Origin of the sequence: Clavibacter sepedonicus (assembly GCF_000069225.1) — a bacterium.
Classification (GTDB): domain Bacteria; phylum Actinomycetota; class Actinomycetes; order Actinomycetales; family Microbacteriaceae; genus Clavibacter; species Clavibacter sepedonicus.
Genome location: NC_010407.1, coordinates 2,375,188 through 2,394,052 on the forward strand (window position 1 = coordinate 2,375,188; position 18,865 = coordinate 2,394,052).

Consider the following 18,865-nt stretch of genomic DNA (forward strand, 5'->3'; position numbering starts at 1 on the left):
CACCCGGCCGCAGGAGATCGGAGCACCGCATGAAGCACATCCACACCGGCACGGGCCTCGACGTCGGCCGCATCGGCCTCGGCTGCATGGGCATGAGCGCGTTCTACGACGGCGCGGGCCAGGACGAGGCGGAGTCGATCCGCACCCTGAACCGCGCGGTCGACCAGGGCATCACGCTCTTCGACACCGCCGAGGCGTACGGGCCGTTCACGAACGAGCGCCTGGTCGGATCCGCGCTGGCAGGCCGCCGCGACGACATCGTCATCGCCACCAAGTTCGGCCTGCTGAAGCACGCACCGGGCAAGGACGCCGAGGACTACGAGCGCGGCATGGACAGCTCGCCCACGAGCATCCGCATCGCCGTCGAGGCCTCGCTGCAGCGCCTCGGGACCGACCGCATCGACGTGCTGTACCAGCACCGCGTCGACCCGGCCGTGCCGATCGAGGAGACCGTCGGCGCGATGAAGGAGCTCGTCGACGAGGGCAAGGTCCTGCACCTGGGGCTCTCCGAGGCCGGCCCCGACACGATCCGCCGGGCCCACGCCGTGCACCCCATCTCGGTGCTGCAGAGCGAGTACTCCATCTGGACCCGCGACCCCGAGGGCCCCGTTCTCGACGTGCTGCGCGAGCTCGGCATCGGGCCGGTCGCCTACTCGCCGCTCGGCCGCGGCTTCCTCACCGGCGCGATCTCGAGCATCGCCGACCTCTCCGAGGCCGACTACCGCTCCTCGTCGCCGCGCTTCGCCCAGGAGGCGTTCGCGCAGAACATGCGCATCGTCGACGCCGTGAAGGACGTCGCGGGCGAGCTCGACGCGACGCCCGCCCAGGTCGCGCTCGCGTGGATCCTCGCGCAGGGCGACGACATCGCCGTGATCCCCGGCACCAAGCGCGTCACGCGCCTCGACGAGAACCTCGCGGCTGACACCGTGCGCCTCACGCCGGAGCAGCTGACGCGGATCTCGTCGCTGCCGACTCCCGCTGGCGACCGATACGCGGACATGAGCGCCATCGACAGATGAAAACCTCCGTGGTGATCTCCGGGGATCCCCACGGAGACGCCGGTCGCGCCCCGTGCGGGGGTGAAATGTAATCAAGTGAGCGGGTTGCCGCAACCAGATCCGAGCCCTTTTGGCCGGACAAGTCCCGCCCGTTAGCGTGCTCCGCGTGACCAGCCTGTCGATCCGCACACCTCATTCAACCGGCTCCTCCTCGGCCCCCGGGCGCACCATCTCCGGCACGGCCGATCCCCTCCTCCTCCTCGCCGCCCTCGACGCCGCCGCCCGGGAGCTCGGGCTCGTCCAGCTCCCGGGCGACCCCCCGGGTGCCGACGGCCCCGACGCCATTGCGCGGGTCTGGCGCGATGCCGCGGGCGGCGAGGTGCGCGTCGTGACCGCCTTCGGTCAGCTCGCCCCGCGGTCCCTCCTCCCCGCGACCCCGCGGAGCCGCTCCTTCCACGCGACCCTGCACGCGGATGCGCCCGAGGTCGCGGACGCCCTGCACGACTCCATCCGCATCCACGACCGCTGCCTCTCGGAGGAAGAGCAGACGGCCGTCGTCGACGCCATGCCCATGCTCGGCTGGGCGGTGCACGCGCACCCCTTCCCGGCCGGGGGCTGGCGCGTGGTCTTCCGCGACCACCTCGTCGAGAACTCGCTCGGCCTCGTGCGCGCGCTCCTCGCGTCCGGGCTGCGACCCGAGGACGCGATCGTGCTGGACAAGGGCGACCAGACCCTCAACCGCGTGCGCATCGCCGCGACCCTGCGCGCGCTCGGGGTGAATGTGCGCCGGCTCGACAACTCCGCCGTCGACGGCACCGCCCCGGCCGGCGAGGCGGCCCGGGCCGTGGAGTCCGCCCGGGCGGTCGACCGCTTCATCGCCGACGCCCACGGATCCGGTCAGCGCGTCGTGATGGTCGACGACGGCGGGCTCCTCGGCCTCACCGACCACCGCGGGGATCCGGTGCTCCGGGAGCGCCCCGACGCGGCCGTCGAGCTCACGGTCAGCGGACTGAAGCGCCTGGCCCGCAGCCCGCTGGCCCGAGACCTGCCCGTCGCCAACATGGCACGGTCGGAGGTCAAGCAGCGCATCGGCTACGACGAGATCGCGGACTCCTGCCTCCGTCGGCTCCGCGAGGCCCTGCGCGGCGAGAAGCTCATCGGGAAGCGGGTCGTGAGCGTGGGCTTCGGCACGCTCGGTGCGCGCATGGCCCGCGGCCTCCGCTCGCTGGGGTGCCGCGTGGTCGTGGTGGACACCGACCATCTCCAGCTCATCGCGGCCGCGGAGGACGGCTTCGAGACGACCCCCTCGATCCACGAGGCGGTCGCCATGCAGCCCACGCTCCTCATCTCCAGCACCGGAGAGCCGATCGCGGACGCCGCCACGCTCGCATCGCTGCCGAGCACCTCCTACGTGACCGCATTCGCGACCGCCGACCTCTCGGCCCTCCGCGACCACCACGTCGCCGGCGGACCGACCGTGCTGGGCGACGGGCGGTCGTTCAACCTCCACCGGTTCGAGGGGATCCCGAACGGCGGCTACGACCTGTACCGCGCGGCGACCTACATCGTGCTGGGCAGGCTCGCCGAGCGCGTGGACGCCGAGCCCGACGCCCGCGTCCAGCTGGCGGACGTGGACGCGTGGGTGCGCGGGTCCGGCCTCTACGCCCGGTACTACGAGCACCACTTCCAGGAGGGCCGGACGTGCGCGTGACGGTGGTCGGCGGCGGCCGCATCGGACGGCTGCGCGCCGCCCTGCTCGTGGGGATGGGGCACGACGCCGAGATCGTCGACCCGCAGCTGGATCCCCGCGCCGAGCCCTTCCTCGTGCACCCGGACGTGGCGAGCGCGCCCGGCGCACCCGCCGTCTGGATCGTCGCGACGCCCACGTCGACGCACCTGCGGATCATCCGCGAGATCGTCGCCCGGGAGCCCGCGGCGGCGGTGCTCGTGGAGAAGCCGGTCTGCTCCCCCGAGGACCTGCCCGCCCTGCTGAGCCTGCTGGCGGAGCACCCGGACCTCGTGCTGGAGGTGGCGTCGCAGTACCAGGACAGCATCGCGATCCGCGCCCTGGGGCACGAGGCCCGCATCCGCCCGCATCACGCCCTGAGTGTGAGCTTCGTCAAGGACCGGCGTCCCGACGAGGCCCGCGGACGCTTCACCGACTGGGTCGCCGGGGTGCTCGGCTACGAGTGGCCGCACATCTACGCCATCGCCCGCTCCCTCGGGGTCGCCGGCGACGACCTGCGCGAGACCGCGCCCGGCCGGTCCGCGCTCGATCTCGCGGACGTCGACGGGTACCTCGTCGAGGCCCGCTACGCCACCACCTCCGGTAGCGGGCGCGACGTCACGTTGCACAGCCGGATCGCGGGTGCATCGGAGCTCGTCCCCGCCGACGGGTGGGGCGAGGCGCGGTGCGACCCCGCGAACCACCGCGTGGTGCGACTGGACGACGGCCGCGAGCGGATCACACTGTGGCTGGCCCCGTCGTACGCCTCGTCGACGACGTTCCCGTCGGCGCAGACAGCCCTGCTCGTCCACGAAGGGCCAGACGGCCACAGGGTGCGCGACATCCCCGACGACCCGCTGCGGATCTCGATGCGCGACTCCCTCCTGCGGCTCGTCATCCGGCGGCCGCGGCGCATGGACGTCGACCTCGACATGATCGAGCACACCGACCTCCTGCTCGAGCTCGGGTCACCCCCGACCCCGGAGCTGAGCGGGACGCATGCGTTCCGCTGACGTCGCGCTCCTCGGGTACGGCGCGATGGGACGCGCGTACCACCGCCTGCTCCGGACGCACCCGGACCTCGTGCCGCTCGTGGGCCGGCTGCACGTAGGCTCCCGCCGCGCGCCCGAGCCATGGGAGCCGCTCGACGACCGGGACGCCGTCGGAACCCTGGACGACGCGCTCGCGGAGGGCCCGCCGGCGGTGATCATCGCGACCCCGCCGCCGACCCACGAGGCGCTCGCCCACCGCGCCCTCGACCTCGGGGCGCACGTGCTGGTCGAGAAGCCGGCGGCGCTGACCGGCGACGGCATCCGGGCCCTGAACCGGCACGCGGACGCGGCGGGCCGGAGCGTGCAGGTCGTCAGCCAGCTGCGTCAGGTCGCGGCGTGGGGACGGGCGCGCGATCGGATCCGCGCGGGCGCGCTGGGCATCGTCCGCAGCGCGCTCGTGGACATCCCGCTCTGGCGGTCGGACGCCTACTTCGCCGCGTCGCCCGCGCGCTCGGAGCACGAGCTCGCGAACCTCGCGTACCACGAGCTCGACCTCGCGATCTGGTGCCTCGGACCGGTCGACGGGGTCACGGTCGTGCCGGCGCACGTCGGCGCCGGGGAGGATCGCGCCACCCGGCACCCGCCGTTCACCGCGGTCCTCGAGCAGGCATCCGGCTGCCTCACCACGCTGCGCTACACGACGCGCGCCTTCCCGGGCCGGGCGCCCCGGGTGACGATCGACGGCACCGCCGGGTCGCTCGTGCTCGAGTCGGGCGCCGCGGTCGTGGATCTCGCGCCCCCGGCCGTCGACGTGCCCGACGCCGGCCTCTACGCGCGCCAGACCTCCGTGCCCGAGGTGGACCCGGACTGGCTCGCCCCCCACGCCGCGCAGCTGCGCGGCTTCCTCGCCGATCCGTCGCGGACGTCACCGCGGCGCATCGACGAGACCTCTGTCCGCACCACCGACCTCATCCACCGAATCCAGCGCCACCTGAACAGAGAGGAACCGGCATGACGCACGTCATGTTCACCATCGTCGAGGACGAGTTCTCCCGCGACTTCCTGCAGCACCCCTTGGATGCGCTGATCGCCGCATCCGTGCTCGCCCGCGACGGGCACGACGTCGCGATCTGGGACCAGCGCGTCGCGAAGATCCCGCCGACGGGGCTCGACCCCGCGTACGTCGTGGTGGTGACCGCCATCGCCGACCGGGCACAGTGCTACCCGCTCGACCTCGCTCCTGTGCGGAGGTCGGTGGAGGGGATCCGCGACCGGTGGCCGCAGGCGCGCGTCATCGCCGTCGGCCCGCACGGCACGCAGCTGCCCCAGCCCACGCTCGAGGACCTCGGGGTCGACTACGTCGCGCGCGGCGAGGCCGACGCGGCGGCCATCGGCGCGGTGGCGCTGCTCGAGGAGGGCGGCGCGCCCCTGTCGCGCGTCCTGCCGTTCTCGGGCCGGTTCGCGCCGCTCTCCGCCGAGGAGATGCCGGTGCCCGACTACGACCTCATCGACGCGAGCGCGTACACGGCGGAGACCTTCACCGACGGATCCCTGCACCGCAGCACCTGCGGCATCGTCCTCGGCGTGCGGGGCTGCACCTACGGCTGCTCCTTCTGCCACCTGCCGTTCGGCACGAGGATGCGCGCCGAGCCCGTCGAGACGACGCTGGCGACCATCGAGCAGCAGACCTCGCGCGGGGTGTCGGACATCTTCTTCCTCGACTACGTCTTCGGCCTCCACCGGTCCTTCTACACGGACCTGTGCCGGGAGATGACGGGCCGCGGCGTGAGCTGGACGGGGCAGACCCGCACGGAGGTCGTGCTCCGCACCGACGTCACGACCTGGGCGGAGGCGGGGTGCCGCGGGATGTGGCTGGGCGCCGAGTCGCCCGCGGTGAGCGAGACCGGGGTGGGCAAGCGGATCCCCGCCGAGAAGATCCAGCAGGCCATCGAGAAGCTGTCGCACGCGGGCATCACCCCGTTCGCGTTCGTGCTGCTGGGGCTGCCGGACGACCCCACGTGCCGCTCGGGGGAGATCGTGGACTGGGCAGCGACGATCCCCGGCTACTTCGGCCTGAACCAGCTCTTCCTGCGTCCCGGCACGCCGCTGTACGACGAGATCGCGGCGCGCTACTCGCCGGACGGGCCCCCGCGCGACTGGTACGGGGTCGACCGCATCACGCAGCGGTACCGGCAGGAGTACCCCGCCGACCTCGACGACCTCGAGCGCCGGCTGCAGGCGCTGCCGAACTACATCGGGAACGCGCTGTACTGATGCCCGGTCATGTCCTCGTCACGGTGCCGCCCGCCTCCGCGCACTCCTACGACCACGTCGGGTACGCGGTCGACCTCGTGGTCGCGGGCGCCATCGCGGCCGCGTGCGGGGACGCTGGCGGCGCCGGCCCGGGGGCGACCGTCGCGGTGACGCGGGACGACCACAACATCCCCGCGGTCGCGGCGGGGCCGCCGGCCGACCTGGCGCACCTGCGAGGCATGGCGCGGAGCATCGTGGGGCGGCCGGTCGCCATTGCGGGAACGGGTGCGCCGCCGATCCAGGACCTCGCGCGCGGCGTGTGGTCTGAGCTGGACGCCCGCGGGGTGCTCGAGAGCGCGACGTACAAGCGGATGCAGTGCCCGGCGTGCCGCACGCTCGCCGACACCGCGGGATCCGTCGCGCGCTGCCCGACCTGCGGCGCGACGGGCCTCGTGCTCCGCTCGGAGCGGAACTGGTTCCTGCGGACCGCTCCCTTTCAGGAGGCGCTCGGGGCCTGGCGCGACGGGGTGGCGCTGCGCGGCCCCGCCGTGCCGCTCGCCCGGGCCGCGCCCGCCGCCCCCGCCCGGCTCAGCGTCTCGCGCGCCGCCGAGCGCACCGGCGGGGCGGGCGTCGCCGTGCCGGGGGACGCCGACCAGGTGATCCACTCGGGTCTCGTGGCCGCGTGCAGCTACCTCCTCGAGCGGCCGGAGGGCGGCTGGGCGGCGGCGGGCACCCGTGTCCAGGTCTGCGGGAAGGGGCTCGTGAACCTGCACCTGACGCTCGTCCCCCTGCTCTGCACCGTCCTAGGGCTGCCGCGCGCCGACGTCATCCACGTGCACCACCACGTGTCGGTCGACGGCCGATCCCCGCAGGCGGCGTCCGCCGACGGCACGACGGCGTCGCGCCTGCTCACGGATCATGGGCCCGCCGCGCTCCGCTGGTGGATCCTGCGCCTCGGCCTCCCCCGGCGCGACGCGGCCCTGCGCCTCCGCGACCTCGCCCGCCTGGCCGACCGGGAGCTGCCCCGGCTGCGCGCGGGCTCGGTCGCGGCCCACCCTCCGAGGCTCGCCGCGCTGGACGCGCTCGACCTGGGCGGCATGACGCGCGCGCTCCTCGCCGGACCCGCGGACGGCGCGCCCGAGGACACGGCACCGGGACGTGCTCACGATGGGATCGCCGGGTTCGTCCGCTGGGCCACGGCGCCGTGACCCCGGCCGTGACGCGGCTCTCCCGCCGCCTCCTCGCCCTGCTCGTGCTCGTCCGCGCGGCGGGGTTCACCTCGATCGTGGCCGTGGTGTGGTTCCGCGGACAGCACGCCACGGGCGAGATCGCGGTGATCCTCACGGCGTTCGGCGTCGGATCCGTGCTGCTCCCGGCAGCCGCGGGCCTCCTCCTCGGCGAACGGCCGCTCCGACCCGTGCTCGTGGCGACGCTCGTGCTCAACGGCGCCGCCCTGATGCTCCTGCCGCTCACCGCGGGTGCGTCGCTCGCGCTGCCCACCGCCGCCATGTTCGCGATCGGCGCGTCGTCGAGCCTCGCGCGGTCGCTCATCGGGACGCTCCTCACGGTCGCCGCCCCCGCGGACCGGCAGGCACGGACGCAGTCGATCATCTCCTGGAGCGCGAACGTCGGCGGCGTCGTGGCCACGGGCATCGCCGGTCTCGTCGCCGCGTCGGGCTCGGACCTCGGGCCGCTCTTCGCCGTGGAGGGCGCGGTGCTGCTGGTCGCGGCGTCCCTCATCCCCCGCGCCGCCGCCGTCACGCGCGCGGCACCGTCAGGCGCCCCCGGCATCCGGGGCACCGTGACGCGCCTGCGGTCCGCGCTCGTGCTCGCGGCGGGGGCGACCGCCGTGATGCAGGGCCTCGGCATGCAGTTCGCGCTCACGACGGCGACCCCGGAGTCGTACGTGTACGCGGCGCTGACCAACGTCGTGCTCCTGATCGTCGCGCAGCCGGTGGTGCTGCGCGTCGTCCGCGACGCCTCCGCGCCCGCCTACCTCGTCGCCGGCTTCGCGGGGGCGGCGGTGACCGCGGTCGCGGTCGCGGCGACCGACAGCTGGCTGGTCTTCGGCGTCGCCTGGACCGCGTGCGAGCTGCTCCTGACGGCGGGCATGGTGCCCGCGATCCTCGCCCGGACGCCGGCGTCACTGCATGTGGCCGCGCTCGGCGTGGTCGGGTCGTCCTGGGGGCTGACGGCCGCCCTCATGCCACCCGTCATCGCAGCCGCCGTCACCGCCGCGGGGGCGACGGGCAGCTGGGGCGTGTTCGTCGCCATCGGGGTGGTCGCGTCGCTCGGATCCGCGCTCGCGATCGGGCTCCGGCCGGGCGCGCGCCCGACCGAGGGGCGCGACGACCGGGAGGAGCCGGTGCTCGGCTGAGACGGATCAGACCGCCTGCTCGAGCCCCCGCCGTCGATTGGCGAGCACGGGCAGCGTGCTGCGCGCAGCCTCGACGGCCGACGGGTCGATGTCGACGACGAGCAGCTCCTCCTCGCCGCCGAGGCGGTGCAGCACCTCGCCGAGCGGGGAGACGACGGCGCTGCGGCCGATGCCCGTGGGCGCGCCGCTCGCGGGGTCGTGGCCGCGGGATCCCGCCTCGAGCGTCGCGGGGTCGCCCTGGCCGACCGCGACCACGAAGGTCGTGGAGTCGAGCGCGCGGGCCCGCAGCAGGAGGTCCCACTGGTCGGCCTTGCCGGGGCCGGCGCCCCAGCTCGCGCACACGATGCTGACCACGGCGCCCCGGTCGGCGCCCGCGAGGAAGAGCGCGGGGAACCGCACGTCGTAGCAGGTGGCGAGCGATGCGCGGGTGCCGCCGACCTGGATCACGGCGACGGCATCGCCCGGGTCGACGGCGTCGGACTCGCGGAACCCGAACGCGTCGAAGAGGTGGATCTTGTCGTACGAGGATGCGCCCTCGGCCGGCGCTCCCGCGGGCCGAGCGACCAGCAGCGTGTTGCGCACCCGCCCGTCCGCGCCGGGAGTGAACATGCCCGCCACGATCACCACGCCGAGCCTTTCGGCGATCGCCCGCACGCCCGACGCCCACGGTCCGTCGAGCGGCTCCGCGATCTCGGGCAGCGGGTTCCCGAACGCGCGCTGCGCCGCCTCCGGGAACACCACGAGCTCGGCGCCCTGCCGCGCGGCGTCCTCCGCGAAGCGCCCGATCCGTGCGAGGTTCTCCGCGGGATCCGGCGAGCTGATGATCTGTGCGAGCGCGATCTTCATGGTCCTCCTCGTGATGTATACATAGCGTATGCGAGAACGGGCGGGCGATCCAGGCACCTCGGCGAGCGCCCTCTCCGGCCGCGAGCGGGCCTACGAGTTCCTGCACGCGCACGTCCTCACCGACCCGGATCAGCAGGGCGCGTTCCTCAACGAGCAGGAGCTCGCCGAGCGCATCGGCGTCTCCCGCACGCCCGTCCGCGAGGCCCTGCTGCTGCTCGCCGCCGACGACCTGGTGGAGATGATCCCCAAGCGCGGCGCGCGCATCCCCGTCATCACCGGCCGCCAGATCGCCGAGCTGATGGAGTTCCGCGGCGTCCTCGAGCGCCACGCGGCCACGAGCGCGGTGGAGCACCATCGCACGCCGCTCGACGCGATGCGCGAGGTGCTCGAGCAGCAGCGCGCGATGGTCGAGGAGCCGCCGCGCGAGAGCGGCCGTGCGTTCATCGAGCACGACCGTCGGTTCCACCAGCTGCTCGTCGACGCGGCGGGCAGCGAGCTCATGAGCCGCACCTACGCGAAGCTCCGCGCCCGCCAGATCCTCGTGGGCGTCGAGGCGCTCTACCGCGCCACCGACCGGCAGGACCGGGTCTGCGAGGAGCACGCCGGCATCGTCGACGCGCTGGCCGCGGGCGATGCCCAGGCCGCGCGCGACGCGATCGACCGCCACCTCGCCGTCACGCTCGACGTGCTGCTGCGCGCCTGATTCCCGCCGCGGCCGCCGCCGTGCGGATCCGCCGAGCGACCCGGAACGCGACGACGCCGGGACCCCGGAGGCGGGGATCCGGGCCCCGCCGGGTCGCGCGGCGAACGTCAGACCCGTGCCGCCGCCACGCCCTCGGCGCCGGTGCGCACGTACTCCTCGTCCTCGGACGCGTCGGAGTCGCGGCCCATCGCGAGGTCCACGAGCGTGAGCACGACCGCGGCCGTGAGGTAGAGCGCGATGCCGACCCAGCTGCCGGTCTCCTCGTAGATGATCGTGAACATCAGCGGCGCGATGGCCCCGCCGATCACGCCCGCGATCGTGTACGCGAGCGAGGCACCCGTGTAGCGGAGCCGCGGCGAGAACTGCTCGATGATGTACGCCGCCTGCGGCCCGTACATGAAGGAGTGGAAGAAGAGGCCGAGCACGATGCCCACTCCGAGCACGAAGGTCGACGAGCCGTCGGTGATCGCGAAGAAGACGTACGCCCAGACGGCCGCGCCCACCGCGGCGGCCGCGTACAGCGCCCGGCGGTTGATGCGGTCGCTCACGGCGCCCGCGAACGGGATCGTGAACAGCTGCACGGCGGATCCCACGAGCACCGCCACGAGCACCTGGCTGCGCTCGAAGCCGAGCGAGTTGACGCCGTAGGTGAGCGTGAAGACGGTGAAGAGCGCGTAGAGGACGTCGGGTCCGACGCGGGACAGGATCGCCGCGACGAGCGGCCGCATCTGCGTGCGGAAGACCTCCGACACGGGCGCGCTCGGCCGGTCGCCGCGCTCCTGGAGCGCCTTGAACACGGGGGTGTCCTCGAGCTTCAGGCGGATCCAGAGGCCGAACGCCACGAGCAGCGCCGAGAGGAGGAAGGCGACGCGCCAGCCCCAGTCGAGGAAGTCCTCCTCGGTGAGCAGCACGGTCAGCAGCGCCAGCGCGCCGTTGGCGAGCAGGTTGCCGGCGGGCGGGCCGACCTGCGCGGCCGACGACCAGAACCCGCGCTTGCGCGGATCCCCGAACTCGCTCGAGAGCAGCACCGCGCCGCCCCACTCGCCGCCGACGCCCACACCCTGCGCGAAGCGGAGGAGCACCAGGATGATCGGCGCCGCGAGCCCGATGGTCGCGTAGCCGGGGAGCACGCCGATGAGGAACGTCGCGATGCCGATGAGCAGCAGCGTGAGCACGAGCACGGGCTTCCGGCCGATCTTGTCGCCGAGCCGCCCGAAGACGAACCCGCCGACGGGGCGCGACACGTAGCCGACCGCGTAGGTGGAGAACGCGAGGATCGTCGCCGTGTAGGGATCCGACGACGGGAAGAAGACGACGGGGAACACGACGGCGCTGGCCGCCGAATAGACGGCGAAGTCGTACCACTCGAGCGAGGTGCCGGTGAGGCTCGCGGTGAACGCCTTCACGAGCTCGCGGCGGGTGGGCTTCTCGGTCGCGGCGGGTGCCGCGGGCGCGCCGGATGCGGGCGCGGGCGTCGCCGGGGAGGCGGTGGGGTCGTCGGCCATGGGGCTCCTCGGGTGGGTGGGGCCGTGCGGTGGATCCGGCGATCGGACCCCGCCCGGCGTCCGGTCGGTGTGTTGTATACAGTAGGCATACCGAGGCCCCGGCACCATGGTCGAGGCACCCGGATCCGCATCTCTTCACACGCTCGAAACACCACCGGAGGACCGATGACCACCCTGCGCTTCCAGCTGCCCGACGGATCCACCCCGAGCGTCGAGGTCGTGTCGCTCCTCAACGCGGGCTACGCGGGCCGCGACCAGGCCGAGGTGCAGGCGCACATCGACGAGCTGGCCGAGCTCGGCGTGCCCGGCCCCGAGACCACGCCTGCGCTCTACCCCGTCGCGCCGTACCTCGCGTCGCAGGCCGACACGGTGCCCGCGCAGCACGGTCGCACCTCGGGCGAGGCCGAGTGGGCCCTCGTGGTCACCGACGACGACGTGCTCCTCACCGTCGCGTGCGACCACACCGACCGCGCGCTCGAGGTGCACGGCGTCGCGTGGAGCAAGAACGCCGGACCCGACGTGCTCGGGCGCAAGGCCTGGCGCCTCGCCGACGTGCGCGACCGCCTCGACGCGATCCGCCTCCGCGGCTGGGTCGGCGAGGAGGGCGCGGAGGAGCTGATCCAGGACTCCACGCTCGCCGCTCTCCTCACGCCCGACCACTGGCTCGAGGTGCTCGCCGAGCGCGGCCTCCGCGTCCCCGGCACGGTGCTCATCTCGGGCACGGTCGCGATGATCCCGGGCGTCGACCAGTTCGCGTCGCGCTGGCGCGTGCAGCTCGAGGATCCCGCCACCGGCGAGACCATCGACGCCGCGTACCGCGTGCAGCTGCTCCCCGAGGCGATCGGCTGATCGGCTCCGCCGGCTCCCGGGGACCCGCCTGCCGGGCCCCGGCCTTCCGGTACGCTGAGCGCATCCACCCGCCTCCAGGAATCCGGAGTCCCATCGTGCCCACGATCGTCGTCGAAGTGATGCCCAAGGCCGAGCTGCTCGACCCCCAGGGGAAGGCCGTGGCCGGCGCGCTGGCCCGCCTCGGCAAGGACCGCTTCACCGGCGTCCGCATCGGGAAGCGCTTCGAGCTCACCGTCGAGGGCGAGGTGGACGACGCGCTGCTCGCCGACGTCCAGAGCCTCGCCGCCGACATGCTCTCCAACTCCGTCATCGAGGACGTCATCAGCGTCCACGTCGCCGGGCTCGACGGGTTCGGCATCTCCGCCGAGGCCGACATGTCCACCGGCAACGTCACCGACGACCACACCATCGCGGAGGGCGGCACGGCCGACACCGACGTCGCCGCGCACCCGCTCCCCCACGGCTCCGCCGCGGCGGAGCAGCGCTGATGCGCGTCGGGGTCATCACCTTCCCGGGATCCCTCGACGACCGCGACGCGCAGCGCGCGGTCCGGCTCGCGGGCGCCACGCCCGTCGCGCTCTGGCACGGCGACCACGACCTCCAGGGCGTCGACGCGATCGTGCTCCCCGGCGGCTTCAGCTACGGCGACTACCTCCGCGCGGGCGCCATCGCGGCCTTCGCGCCGATCATGCGCGAGGTGGTGGACGCCGCCGAGCGCGGCGTCCCGGTCCTCGGCATCTGCAACGGCTTCCAGATGCTCACCGAGGCGCACCTGCTGCCCGGCGGGCTGATCCGCAACGAGGCCGGGAACTTCGTCTGCCGCGACCAGCGCCTCCGCGTCGAGGCCACCGGCACCGCGTGGACGAGCGCGTTCACCGCGGGCGAGGAGATCACCATCCCGCTCAAGAACGGCGAGGGCGGCTTCATCGCCGACGCCGACACGCTCGACCGCCTCGAGGGCGAGGGCCGCGTGGCCTTCCGCTACCTCGGCGGCAACCCGAACGGATCCCTGCGCGACATCGCCGGGATCACCAACGCCCGCGGCAACGTCGTCGGCCTCATGCCCCACCCCGAGCACGCCGTCGAGGAGGGCTTCGGACCGGACACCCCGGCCGCCATGCGCTCCGGTGTCGACGGCCTCCGTCTCTTCACGTCCGTCCTCGAAGGAGTCCTCGCGCAGTGAGCGTCCACCCCGATCCCGCATCCGTCCCCACCGAGACCCCCGCGGGAGAGGGACGCAGCCTCCGCCGCCACGTCGCCGACACCGTCGAGATGGCTGAGCGGACCCCCGAGAAGGAGCAGCCGTACGCGGCGCTCGGGCTCACCGAGGGCGAGTACCTGAAGATCCGCGAGATCCTCGGCCGCCGCCCCACGAGCGGCGAGCTCGCCATGTACTCGGTCATGTGGAGCGAGCACTGCTCCTACAAGTCCTCGAAGAAGTACCTGCGCCAGTTCGGGCAGAAGGTGTCCGAGTCCATGAAGAAGGACCTCATGGTCGGCATGGGCGAGAACGCGGGCGTCGTCGACGTGGGCGAGGGCTGGGCCGTCACCTTCAAGATCGAGAGCCACAACCACCCCTCCTACATCGAGCCGTTCCAGGGCGCGGCCACCGGCGTCGGCGGCATCGTCCGCGACATCATCTCGATGGGCGCCCGTCCCGTCGCGGTCATGGACGCGCTGCGCTTCGGCGACATCGACGACCCCGACACCGCGCGCGTCGTGCACGGCGTGGTCGCGGGCATCAGCTTCTACGGCAACTGCCTCGGCCTCCCGAACATCGGCGGCGAGACCTACTTCGACCGCGTGTACCAGGGCAACCCGCTCGTCAACGCGCTGGCGGTGGGCGTCCTCCGCCACGAGGACCTCCATCTCGCCAACGCGCGCGGCGTGGGGAACAAGGTCGTGCTGTTCGGCGCCCGCACGGGCGGCGACGGCATCGGCGGCGCGTCCATCCTCGCGAGCGACACCTTCGCCGACGGCGGCCCGACCAAGCGCCCCGCGGTGCAGGTCGGCGACCCGTTCGCCGAGATGGTGCTCATCGAGTGCTGCCTCGAGCTGTTCGCGAAGGACCTCGTCGAGGGGATCCAGGACCTCGGTGCCGCGGGTATCTCCTGCGCCACGAGCGAGCTCGCGTCCAACGGCGACGGCGGCATGCACATCCGGCTCGAGGAGGTGCTGCTGCGCGACCCGTCGCTCACGGCCGAGGAGATCCTCATGTCGGAGAGCCAGGAGCGCATGATGGCGGTCGTGAAGCCCGAGAAGCTCGAGGGCTTCCTCGAGGTCGTCCGCAAGTGGGACGTCGAGACGAGCGTGCTCGGCGAGGTCACCGACACCGGCCGCCTGGTCATCGACCACCACGGCGAGCGCATCGTGGACGTCGAGCCGCGCACGGTCGCGGTCGACGGCCCCGTCTACGACCGGCCCGTCTCCTACCCCACGTGGATCGACGCCCTCCAGGCCGACTCCGCGTCGCGCCTCGCGCGCCCCACCGCGCCGGACGACATCAAGGCGCAGTTCCTCCAGCTCCTCGGCAGCCCGAACCTCGCCGACGCGTCGTGGATCACCGACCAGTACGACCGCTACGTCATGGGCAACACCGCCCTGTCGTTCCCCGACGACGCCGGCATGGTCCGCGTCGACGAGGAGAGCGGCCTCGGCTTCTCGGTCGCCACCGACGCGAACGGCCGCTTCTGCCAGCTCGACCCGTACCGCGGCGCGCAGCTCGCGCTCGCGGAGGCGTACCGCAACGTCGCCGCGTCCGGCGCCACGCCCGTCGCGGTGAGCGACTGCCTCAACTTCGGCAGCCCCGAGGACCCCGAGGTCATGTGGCAGTTCAGCCGCACGGTCGAGGGCCTCGCGGACGGCTGCCTCGAGCTGGAGATCCCCGTCACGGGCGGCAACGTCTCCCTCTACAACCAGACGGGCACGCAGGCGATCCACCCGACGCCCGTCGTGGGCGTGCTCGGCGTGATCGACGACGTCGCGCGCCGCATCCCGTCCGGCTGGCAGGACGAGGGCGACAACATCTACCTGCTCGGCGTCACGCGCGAGGAGCTCGACGGATCCGCCTGGGCCGGCAGCGTGCACGACCACCTCGGCGGCGTCCCGCCCGTGGTCGACCTCGCCGCCGAGAAGGACCTCGCGTCGCTCATCGCCGCGGGCGCCACGCAGTCGCTCATCGCGAGCGCGCACGACCTCTCCGACGGCGGCCTCGGCCAGGCGCTCGCGGAGTCCGTGATGCGCTTCGGCGTCGGCGCCCGCGTGTGGCTCGACGGCATCGTCCAGCGCGACGGCGTCGATGCGGCGACCGCGCTCTTCTCCGAGTCCACCGGCCGCATGCTCGTCACGGTGCCGCGCGAGGACGACGTGAAGTTCCAGGGCCTCTGCGAGGGCCGCGGCTACCCGGTGCTCCGCATCGGCGTCACGGACGCGCAGGCACCCGGACTCGAGCTGCAGGGGCTCTTCACCCTGTCCGTGGACGAGCTGCGCGGGATCCACCGCGCCACGCTCCCCGCCCGCTTCGGCACCGCCGTGGAGGCATGAGCATGACGGACCCCGCATCGACCCCCGTCTGGTCGCCGTCCCTCGCCGAGCTCACCGAGCGCGTGCCGCTGCCCGAGGGCGCGGACATCCAGATGGGCCCTGTGCTGTACGACCACGAGGGCACCGAGCTCGAGGGCCTCCTCGCGCGCGACGCGTCGCAGAGCGGACGCCGCCCGGCCGTGCTCGTGATCCACGATTGGTTCGGCGTCGGCGGGCACGTGGCCGCGCGGATCCAGATGCTCGCGCGCCTCGGCTACGTCGCGTTCGCGGCCGACGTCTACGGCCGCGACGTGCGCCCCGGCCCGGAGGAGGCCGCCGAGGTGGCGGGTGCCTACTACGCCGACCTCCCGCTCATGCGCGCCCGCGTCCAGGCCGGCATCGACCGCCTGGCGGCCGAACCCGACGTCGACCCGTCGCGCATCGCCGTGATGGGCTACTGCTTCGGCGGCAGCGCCTCGCTCGAGGTCGCTCGCGCGGGTGCCGAGATCAAGGCCGCGATCTCGCTGCACGGCAGCCTCGTGGTGCACGAGCCGGCCGACGTGGCCGACGTGAAGGCCGCGATCCTCGTCCTCACGGGCGCGGATGACCCGATGGTCCCCGACGAGAGGGTCGCCGCGTTCCAGGACGAGATGCGCACGCGGCCCGCGATCGACTGGCAGGTCGTCACCTACAGCGGCGCCATGCACGCCTTCTCGGTGCCGGGCGTCGACTCGCCCGAGCACGGCGCGCAGTACCAGGACCGCGCCGAGCGCCGCTCATGGCGCGCGCTCACGGACTTCCTCGCGGAGCACCTGGGCTGACCCCTCCCCGCGTCCATCCGCGCGCCGCCGGCAGGAGCCTGCGGCGCGCGTGTCTGTCCGCGGGCCATGCGCCGGCTGGCGGAAACCTCCGCGACCCGCCGACACGCCGCCCTCGGGTTGCCATCCCCGCACCCCTCGCGTAGACTTGTGCGTGCAGTTCACGCATCCGCCATGCACCGTTGGTCCCCCCGGGGGTCCCGTCGCGCAGGCTGATCATGCGAGACACGTGCGACCCGAGGAGATCTCCATGATGGCCAGCGGCGGATTCAGCCGACGCGACCTGTTCGACGGTGCCGGATCCTCCGAGCCCGGCGTCGGACGGCCCACCCGGGGTTCCGGCACGGCGCTCCTCGAGCGGCCGCGCGCGGACGAGACGACCACCACGACGGACGGTCCGGACGGCACCGCGGAGGCCGACCCCCCTCCGTCTCGTCAGGCGGCAGCGGCCCCGGCAGCTCCCGCCCCGACCCAGCAGGCGACCATCGGCTCGGCCGAGGGCGACCTCGTGCACGTCATGACCTGCAACATCCGCCTGGCCCGCCCCTCGACCGAGCCGGGCGATCCCGACCACTGGGCCGACCGCGAGCCCGTGCTCGCCCGCTTCCTCCAGCTCGAGCAGCCCACCGTCCTCGGCGTGCAGGAGGCCCTCTCGGCCCAGCTCCCCGCCATCGCCCGGGCGCTCCCCCATCACCGCATGCTCGGCTACGGCCGCGACGGAGGGTCCGGCGGCGAGTACAGCGCGATCTTCTACGACGAGCGCCGCCTCGACGTCGTCGCGTGGGACCAGTTCTGGCTGTCCGACCTGCCGGAGCTCATCGGATCCCGCTCCTGGGGCTGCAGCACCACGCGCATCGCGACGTGGGCGCGCTTCCGCGACCGCCGCAGCGGCGCCGAGTTCGTGCACCTCAACACGCACCTCGACCACGAGTCCGAGCTCGCGCGCGTGAAGAGCGCCGACCTCATCACCGAGCGGCTGCAGGAGGTCGCGTCCGGCGCGCCCGTCGTCGTCACGGGCGACTTCAACGCGCCGGCCGAGGAGTCGGCCGCGTACGACATCCTCACGCGCGACGCCGGCCTCGCCGACACCTGGACCACGGCCGCGCACCACGCGACCCCCGGCATCGGCACGTTTACCGCCTACGGCGACCCGGTCCCCGAGGGCGAGCGCATCGACTGGATCCTCGCGGGCGACGGCGTCGAGGTGGTCGACTCGGCCATCAACCCGTACACGTACGAGGGCCGGTCGCCCTCGGATCACGCCGCCGTGCAGGCGCTCGTGCGCCTCGCGCGCACCGCCTGAGCCGCGCCGACGCGAGGCCCGGCCGCCCGTCGGCCGGGGACGCGATCACGCCCTCTGTGGATCCGCGCCACGCCACGCCGCCATCGGGCCGACGGAAACCGCATGCCACAATGGTTTCTGAGCGGCCCCGTGATCGCAGCGGCTGACGGGGTCACGTGCTCGCCGCTGCTGCGGACCCCTCCACGATCGGATGAACACCTATGCCCGCACGTCGCATGGCCCGGGGCGCCGTCAGCGCCCTCGCCGCCGTCCTCCTGCTCGCCGGGTGCACCAGCGCGAACCCGCAGCCGACGCCCACCACGACCGAGGGTGCACCCGAGCCCAGCGCGTCCGCGTCGACGGCGCCCGAGGACCTCGTGCGCATCGTCGTCATGGGCGACTCGAACACCAACGGCTTCGTCGGCACGCTGCCCCAGGGCATCGACCAGGGCATGGCCTACGTCGACTACGTCGTGGGCGACCCGCTGACCTTCGCGGGCGGCTGGGGCACGGACGGCGCGACCAGCACGGTCATGGCGGCGAACACGCCCACCGTCGAGGACGTCGACATCGCGCTCATCATGATCGGCACCAACAACCGCATCGCGCAGGTGCCGGACACGCAGCTCGACGCGGACATCCTGCAGACCGTCGAGAAGCTCGCGCCGAAGGACACGGTCATCCTCGCGATCCCGCCGCAGAACGCCTCGCCCGAGACGCCGCCCGAGGTCAACGCGCACCTCGAGCAGTTCGCCGAAGCGCAGGGCTACCACTTCTTCAACCCGTGGAAGAACCTCACGAACAAGGACATGAAGTGGCGCTCGGAGTTCTTCCGCGACGGGATCCACACGAACATGAAGGGCTACAAGCTCATGGGCGCCGAGGTGCGCAACTACGTGCGCACCGAGGTCCTCGACGACGCAGACGCCCAGAAGTAGGGGCATCCCCCCGCCCGCCCGCCGCCGACCCGGCGGTTAGGGTCGAAGCGGTGCCT

At 73.4% G+C, this 18,865-nt stretch carries 16 protein-coding genes and 1 pseudogene; 15 read left to right on the forward strand and 2 right to left on the reverse strand.

Annotated features, from left to right (window positions below):
* Positions 1-29 precede the first annotated feature (29 nt).
* The 7 genes from CMS_RS11075 (at position 30) to CMS_RS11105 (ending at position 8,346) form a co-directional block, all read left to right on the forward strand.
* Complete coding sequence (locus CMS_RS11075; RefSeq protein WP_012299535.1) at positions 30-1,019, forward strand: aldo/keto reductase; 990 nt, start codon at positions 30-32, stop codon at positions 1,017-1,019.
* A gap of 145 nt (positions 1,020-1,164) precedes the next feature.
* Complete coding sequence (locus CMS_RS11080; RefSeq protein ID WP_012299536.1) at positions 1,165-2,709, forward strand: Rossmann-fold NAD(P)-binding domain-containing protein; 1,545 nt, start codon at positions 1,165-1,167, stop codon at positions 2,707-2,709.
* Positions 2,700-3,737: a Gfo/Idh/MocA family oxidoreductase gene (locus CMS_RS11085; protein ID WP_106408647.1), complete on the forward strand. Its 1,038-nt coding sequence runs from the start codon at positions 2,700-2,702 to the stop codon at positions 3,735-3,737. The genes CMS_RS11080 and CMS_RS11085 overlap by 10 nt, the downstream gene beginning before the upstream one ends.
* Complete coding sequence (locus CMS_RS11090) at positions 3,724-4,731, forward strand: Gfo/Idh/MocA family protein (RefSeq protein ID WP_012299538.1); 1,008 nt, start codon at positions 3,724-3,726, stop codon at positions 4,729-4,731. Before CMS_RS11085 ends, CMS_RS11090 begins: the two co-directional genes overlap by 14 nt.
* Positions 4,728-5,990, forward strand: a complete 1,263-nt coding sequence (locus CMS_RS11095; protein WP_012299539.1) for a B12-binding domain-containing radical SAM protein — start codon at positions 4,728-4,730, stop codon at positions 5,988-5,990. Before CMS_RS11090 ends, CMS_RS11095 begins: the two co-directional genes overlap by 4 nt.
* Positions 5,990-7,177, forward strand: a complete 1,188-nt coding sequence (locus CMS_RS11100; RefSeq protein ID WP_012299540.1) for a class I tRNA ligase family protein — start codon at positions 5,990-5,992, stop codon at positions 7,175-7,177. The genes CMS_RS11095 and CMS_RS11100 overlap by 1 nt, the downstream gene beginning before the upstream one ends.
* An 8-nt stretch (positions 7,178-7,185) precedes the next feature.
* A complete protein-coding gene (locus CMS_RS11105; protein ID WP_133064087.1) occupies positions 7,186-8,346 on the forward strand; it encodes an MFS transporter in 1,161 nt (386 codons plus the stop codon).
* A 6-nt stretch (positions 8,347-8,352) separates the two neighbouring features.
* Here the strand turns inward: CMS_RS11105 and CMS_RS11110 are convergent, their stop codons facing one another.
* A complete protein-coding gene (locus CMS_RS11110) occupies positions 8,353-9,192 on the reverse strand; it encodes a carbon-nitrogen hydrolase family protein (RefSeq protein WP_012299542.1) in 840 nt (279 codons plus the stop codon).
* Positions 9,193-9,220: 28 nt separating this feature from the next.
* Between CMS_RS11110 and CMS_RS11115 the strand changes: the two genes are divergently transcribed.
* On the forward strand, positions 9,221-9,895 hold the full coding sequence (locus CMS_RS11115; protein ID WP_012299543.1) for a GntR family transcriptional regulator: 675 nt from the start codon (positions 9,221-9,223) through the stop codon (positions 9,893-9,895).
* A gap of 107 nt (positions 9,896-10,002) precedes the next feature.
* Here CMS_RS11115 and CMS_RS11120 read toward each other — a convergent pair whose 3' ends face one another.
* Positions 10,003-11,400, reverse strand: coding sequence for an MFS transporter (locus CMS_RS11120; RefSeq protein WP_012299544.1), 1,398 nt, complete (start codon positions 11,398-11,400; stop codon positions 10,003-10,005).
* 165 nt (positions 11,401-11,565) lie between these two features.
* Between CMS_RS11120 and CMS_RS11125 the strand changes: the two genes are divergently transcribed.
* The 7 genes and pseudogenes from CMS_RS11125 (at position 11,566) to CMS_RS11155 (ending at position 18,809) form a co-directional block, all read left to right on the forward strand.
* On the forward strand, positions 11,566-12,249 hold the full coding sequence (locus tag CMS_RS11125; RefSeq protein WP_012299545.1) for a DUF2848 domain-containing protein: 684 nt from the start codon (positions 11,566-11,568) through the stop codon (positions 12,247-12,249).
* A gap of 95 nt (positions 12,250-12,344) precedes the next feature.
* A pseudogene (gene purS, locus CMS_RS18265) lies at positions 12,345-12,584 on the forward strand (phosphoribosylformylglycinamidine synthase subunit PurS); the annotation flags it as partial.
* Between the two features lie 152 nt (positions 12,585-12,736).
* The gene (gene purQ, locus CMS_RS11135) at positions 12,737-13,432 is read left to right on the forward strand and encodes a phosphoribosylformylglycinamidine synthase subunit PurQ (RefSeq protein WP_012299547.1); all 696 of its coding nucleotides are present in this window, start codon (positions 12,737-12,739) and stop codon (positions 13,430-13,432) included.
* The gene (purL, locus tag CMS_RS11140) at positions 13,429-15,792 is read left to right on the forward strand and encodes a phosphoribosylformylglycinamidine synthase subunit PurL (RefSeq protein ID WP_012299548.1); all 2,364 of its coding nucleotides are present in this window, start codon (positions 13,429-13,431) and stop codon (positions 15,790-15,792) included. Before purQ ends, purL begins: the two co-directional genes overlap by 4 nt.
* Positions 15,793-15,794: 2 nt before the next feature.
* Positions 15,795-16,592 (forward strand): dienelactone hydrolase family protein, encoded by a 798-nt coding sequence (locus tag CMS_RS11145; RefSeq protein ID WP_223842640.1) that lies wholly within the window; start codon positions 15,795-15,797, stop codon positions 16,590-16,592.
* A 247-nt stretch (positions 16,593-16,839) separates the two neighbouring features.
* Positions 16,840-17,892 (forward strand): endonuclease/exonuclease/phosphatase family protein, encoded by a 1,053-nt coding sequence (locus CMS_RS11150; protein ID WP_041464639.1) that lies wholly within the window; start codon positions 16,840-16,842, stop codon positions 17,890-17,892.
* Between the two features lie 200 nt (positions 17,893-18,092).
* A complete protein-coding gene (locus tag CMS_RS11155) occupies positions 18,093-18,809 on the forward strand; it encodes an SGNH/GDSL hydrolase family protein (RefSeq protein WP_012299551.1) in 717 nt (238 codons plus the stop codon).
* Positions 18,810-18,865 lie beyond the last annotated feature (56 nt).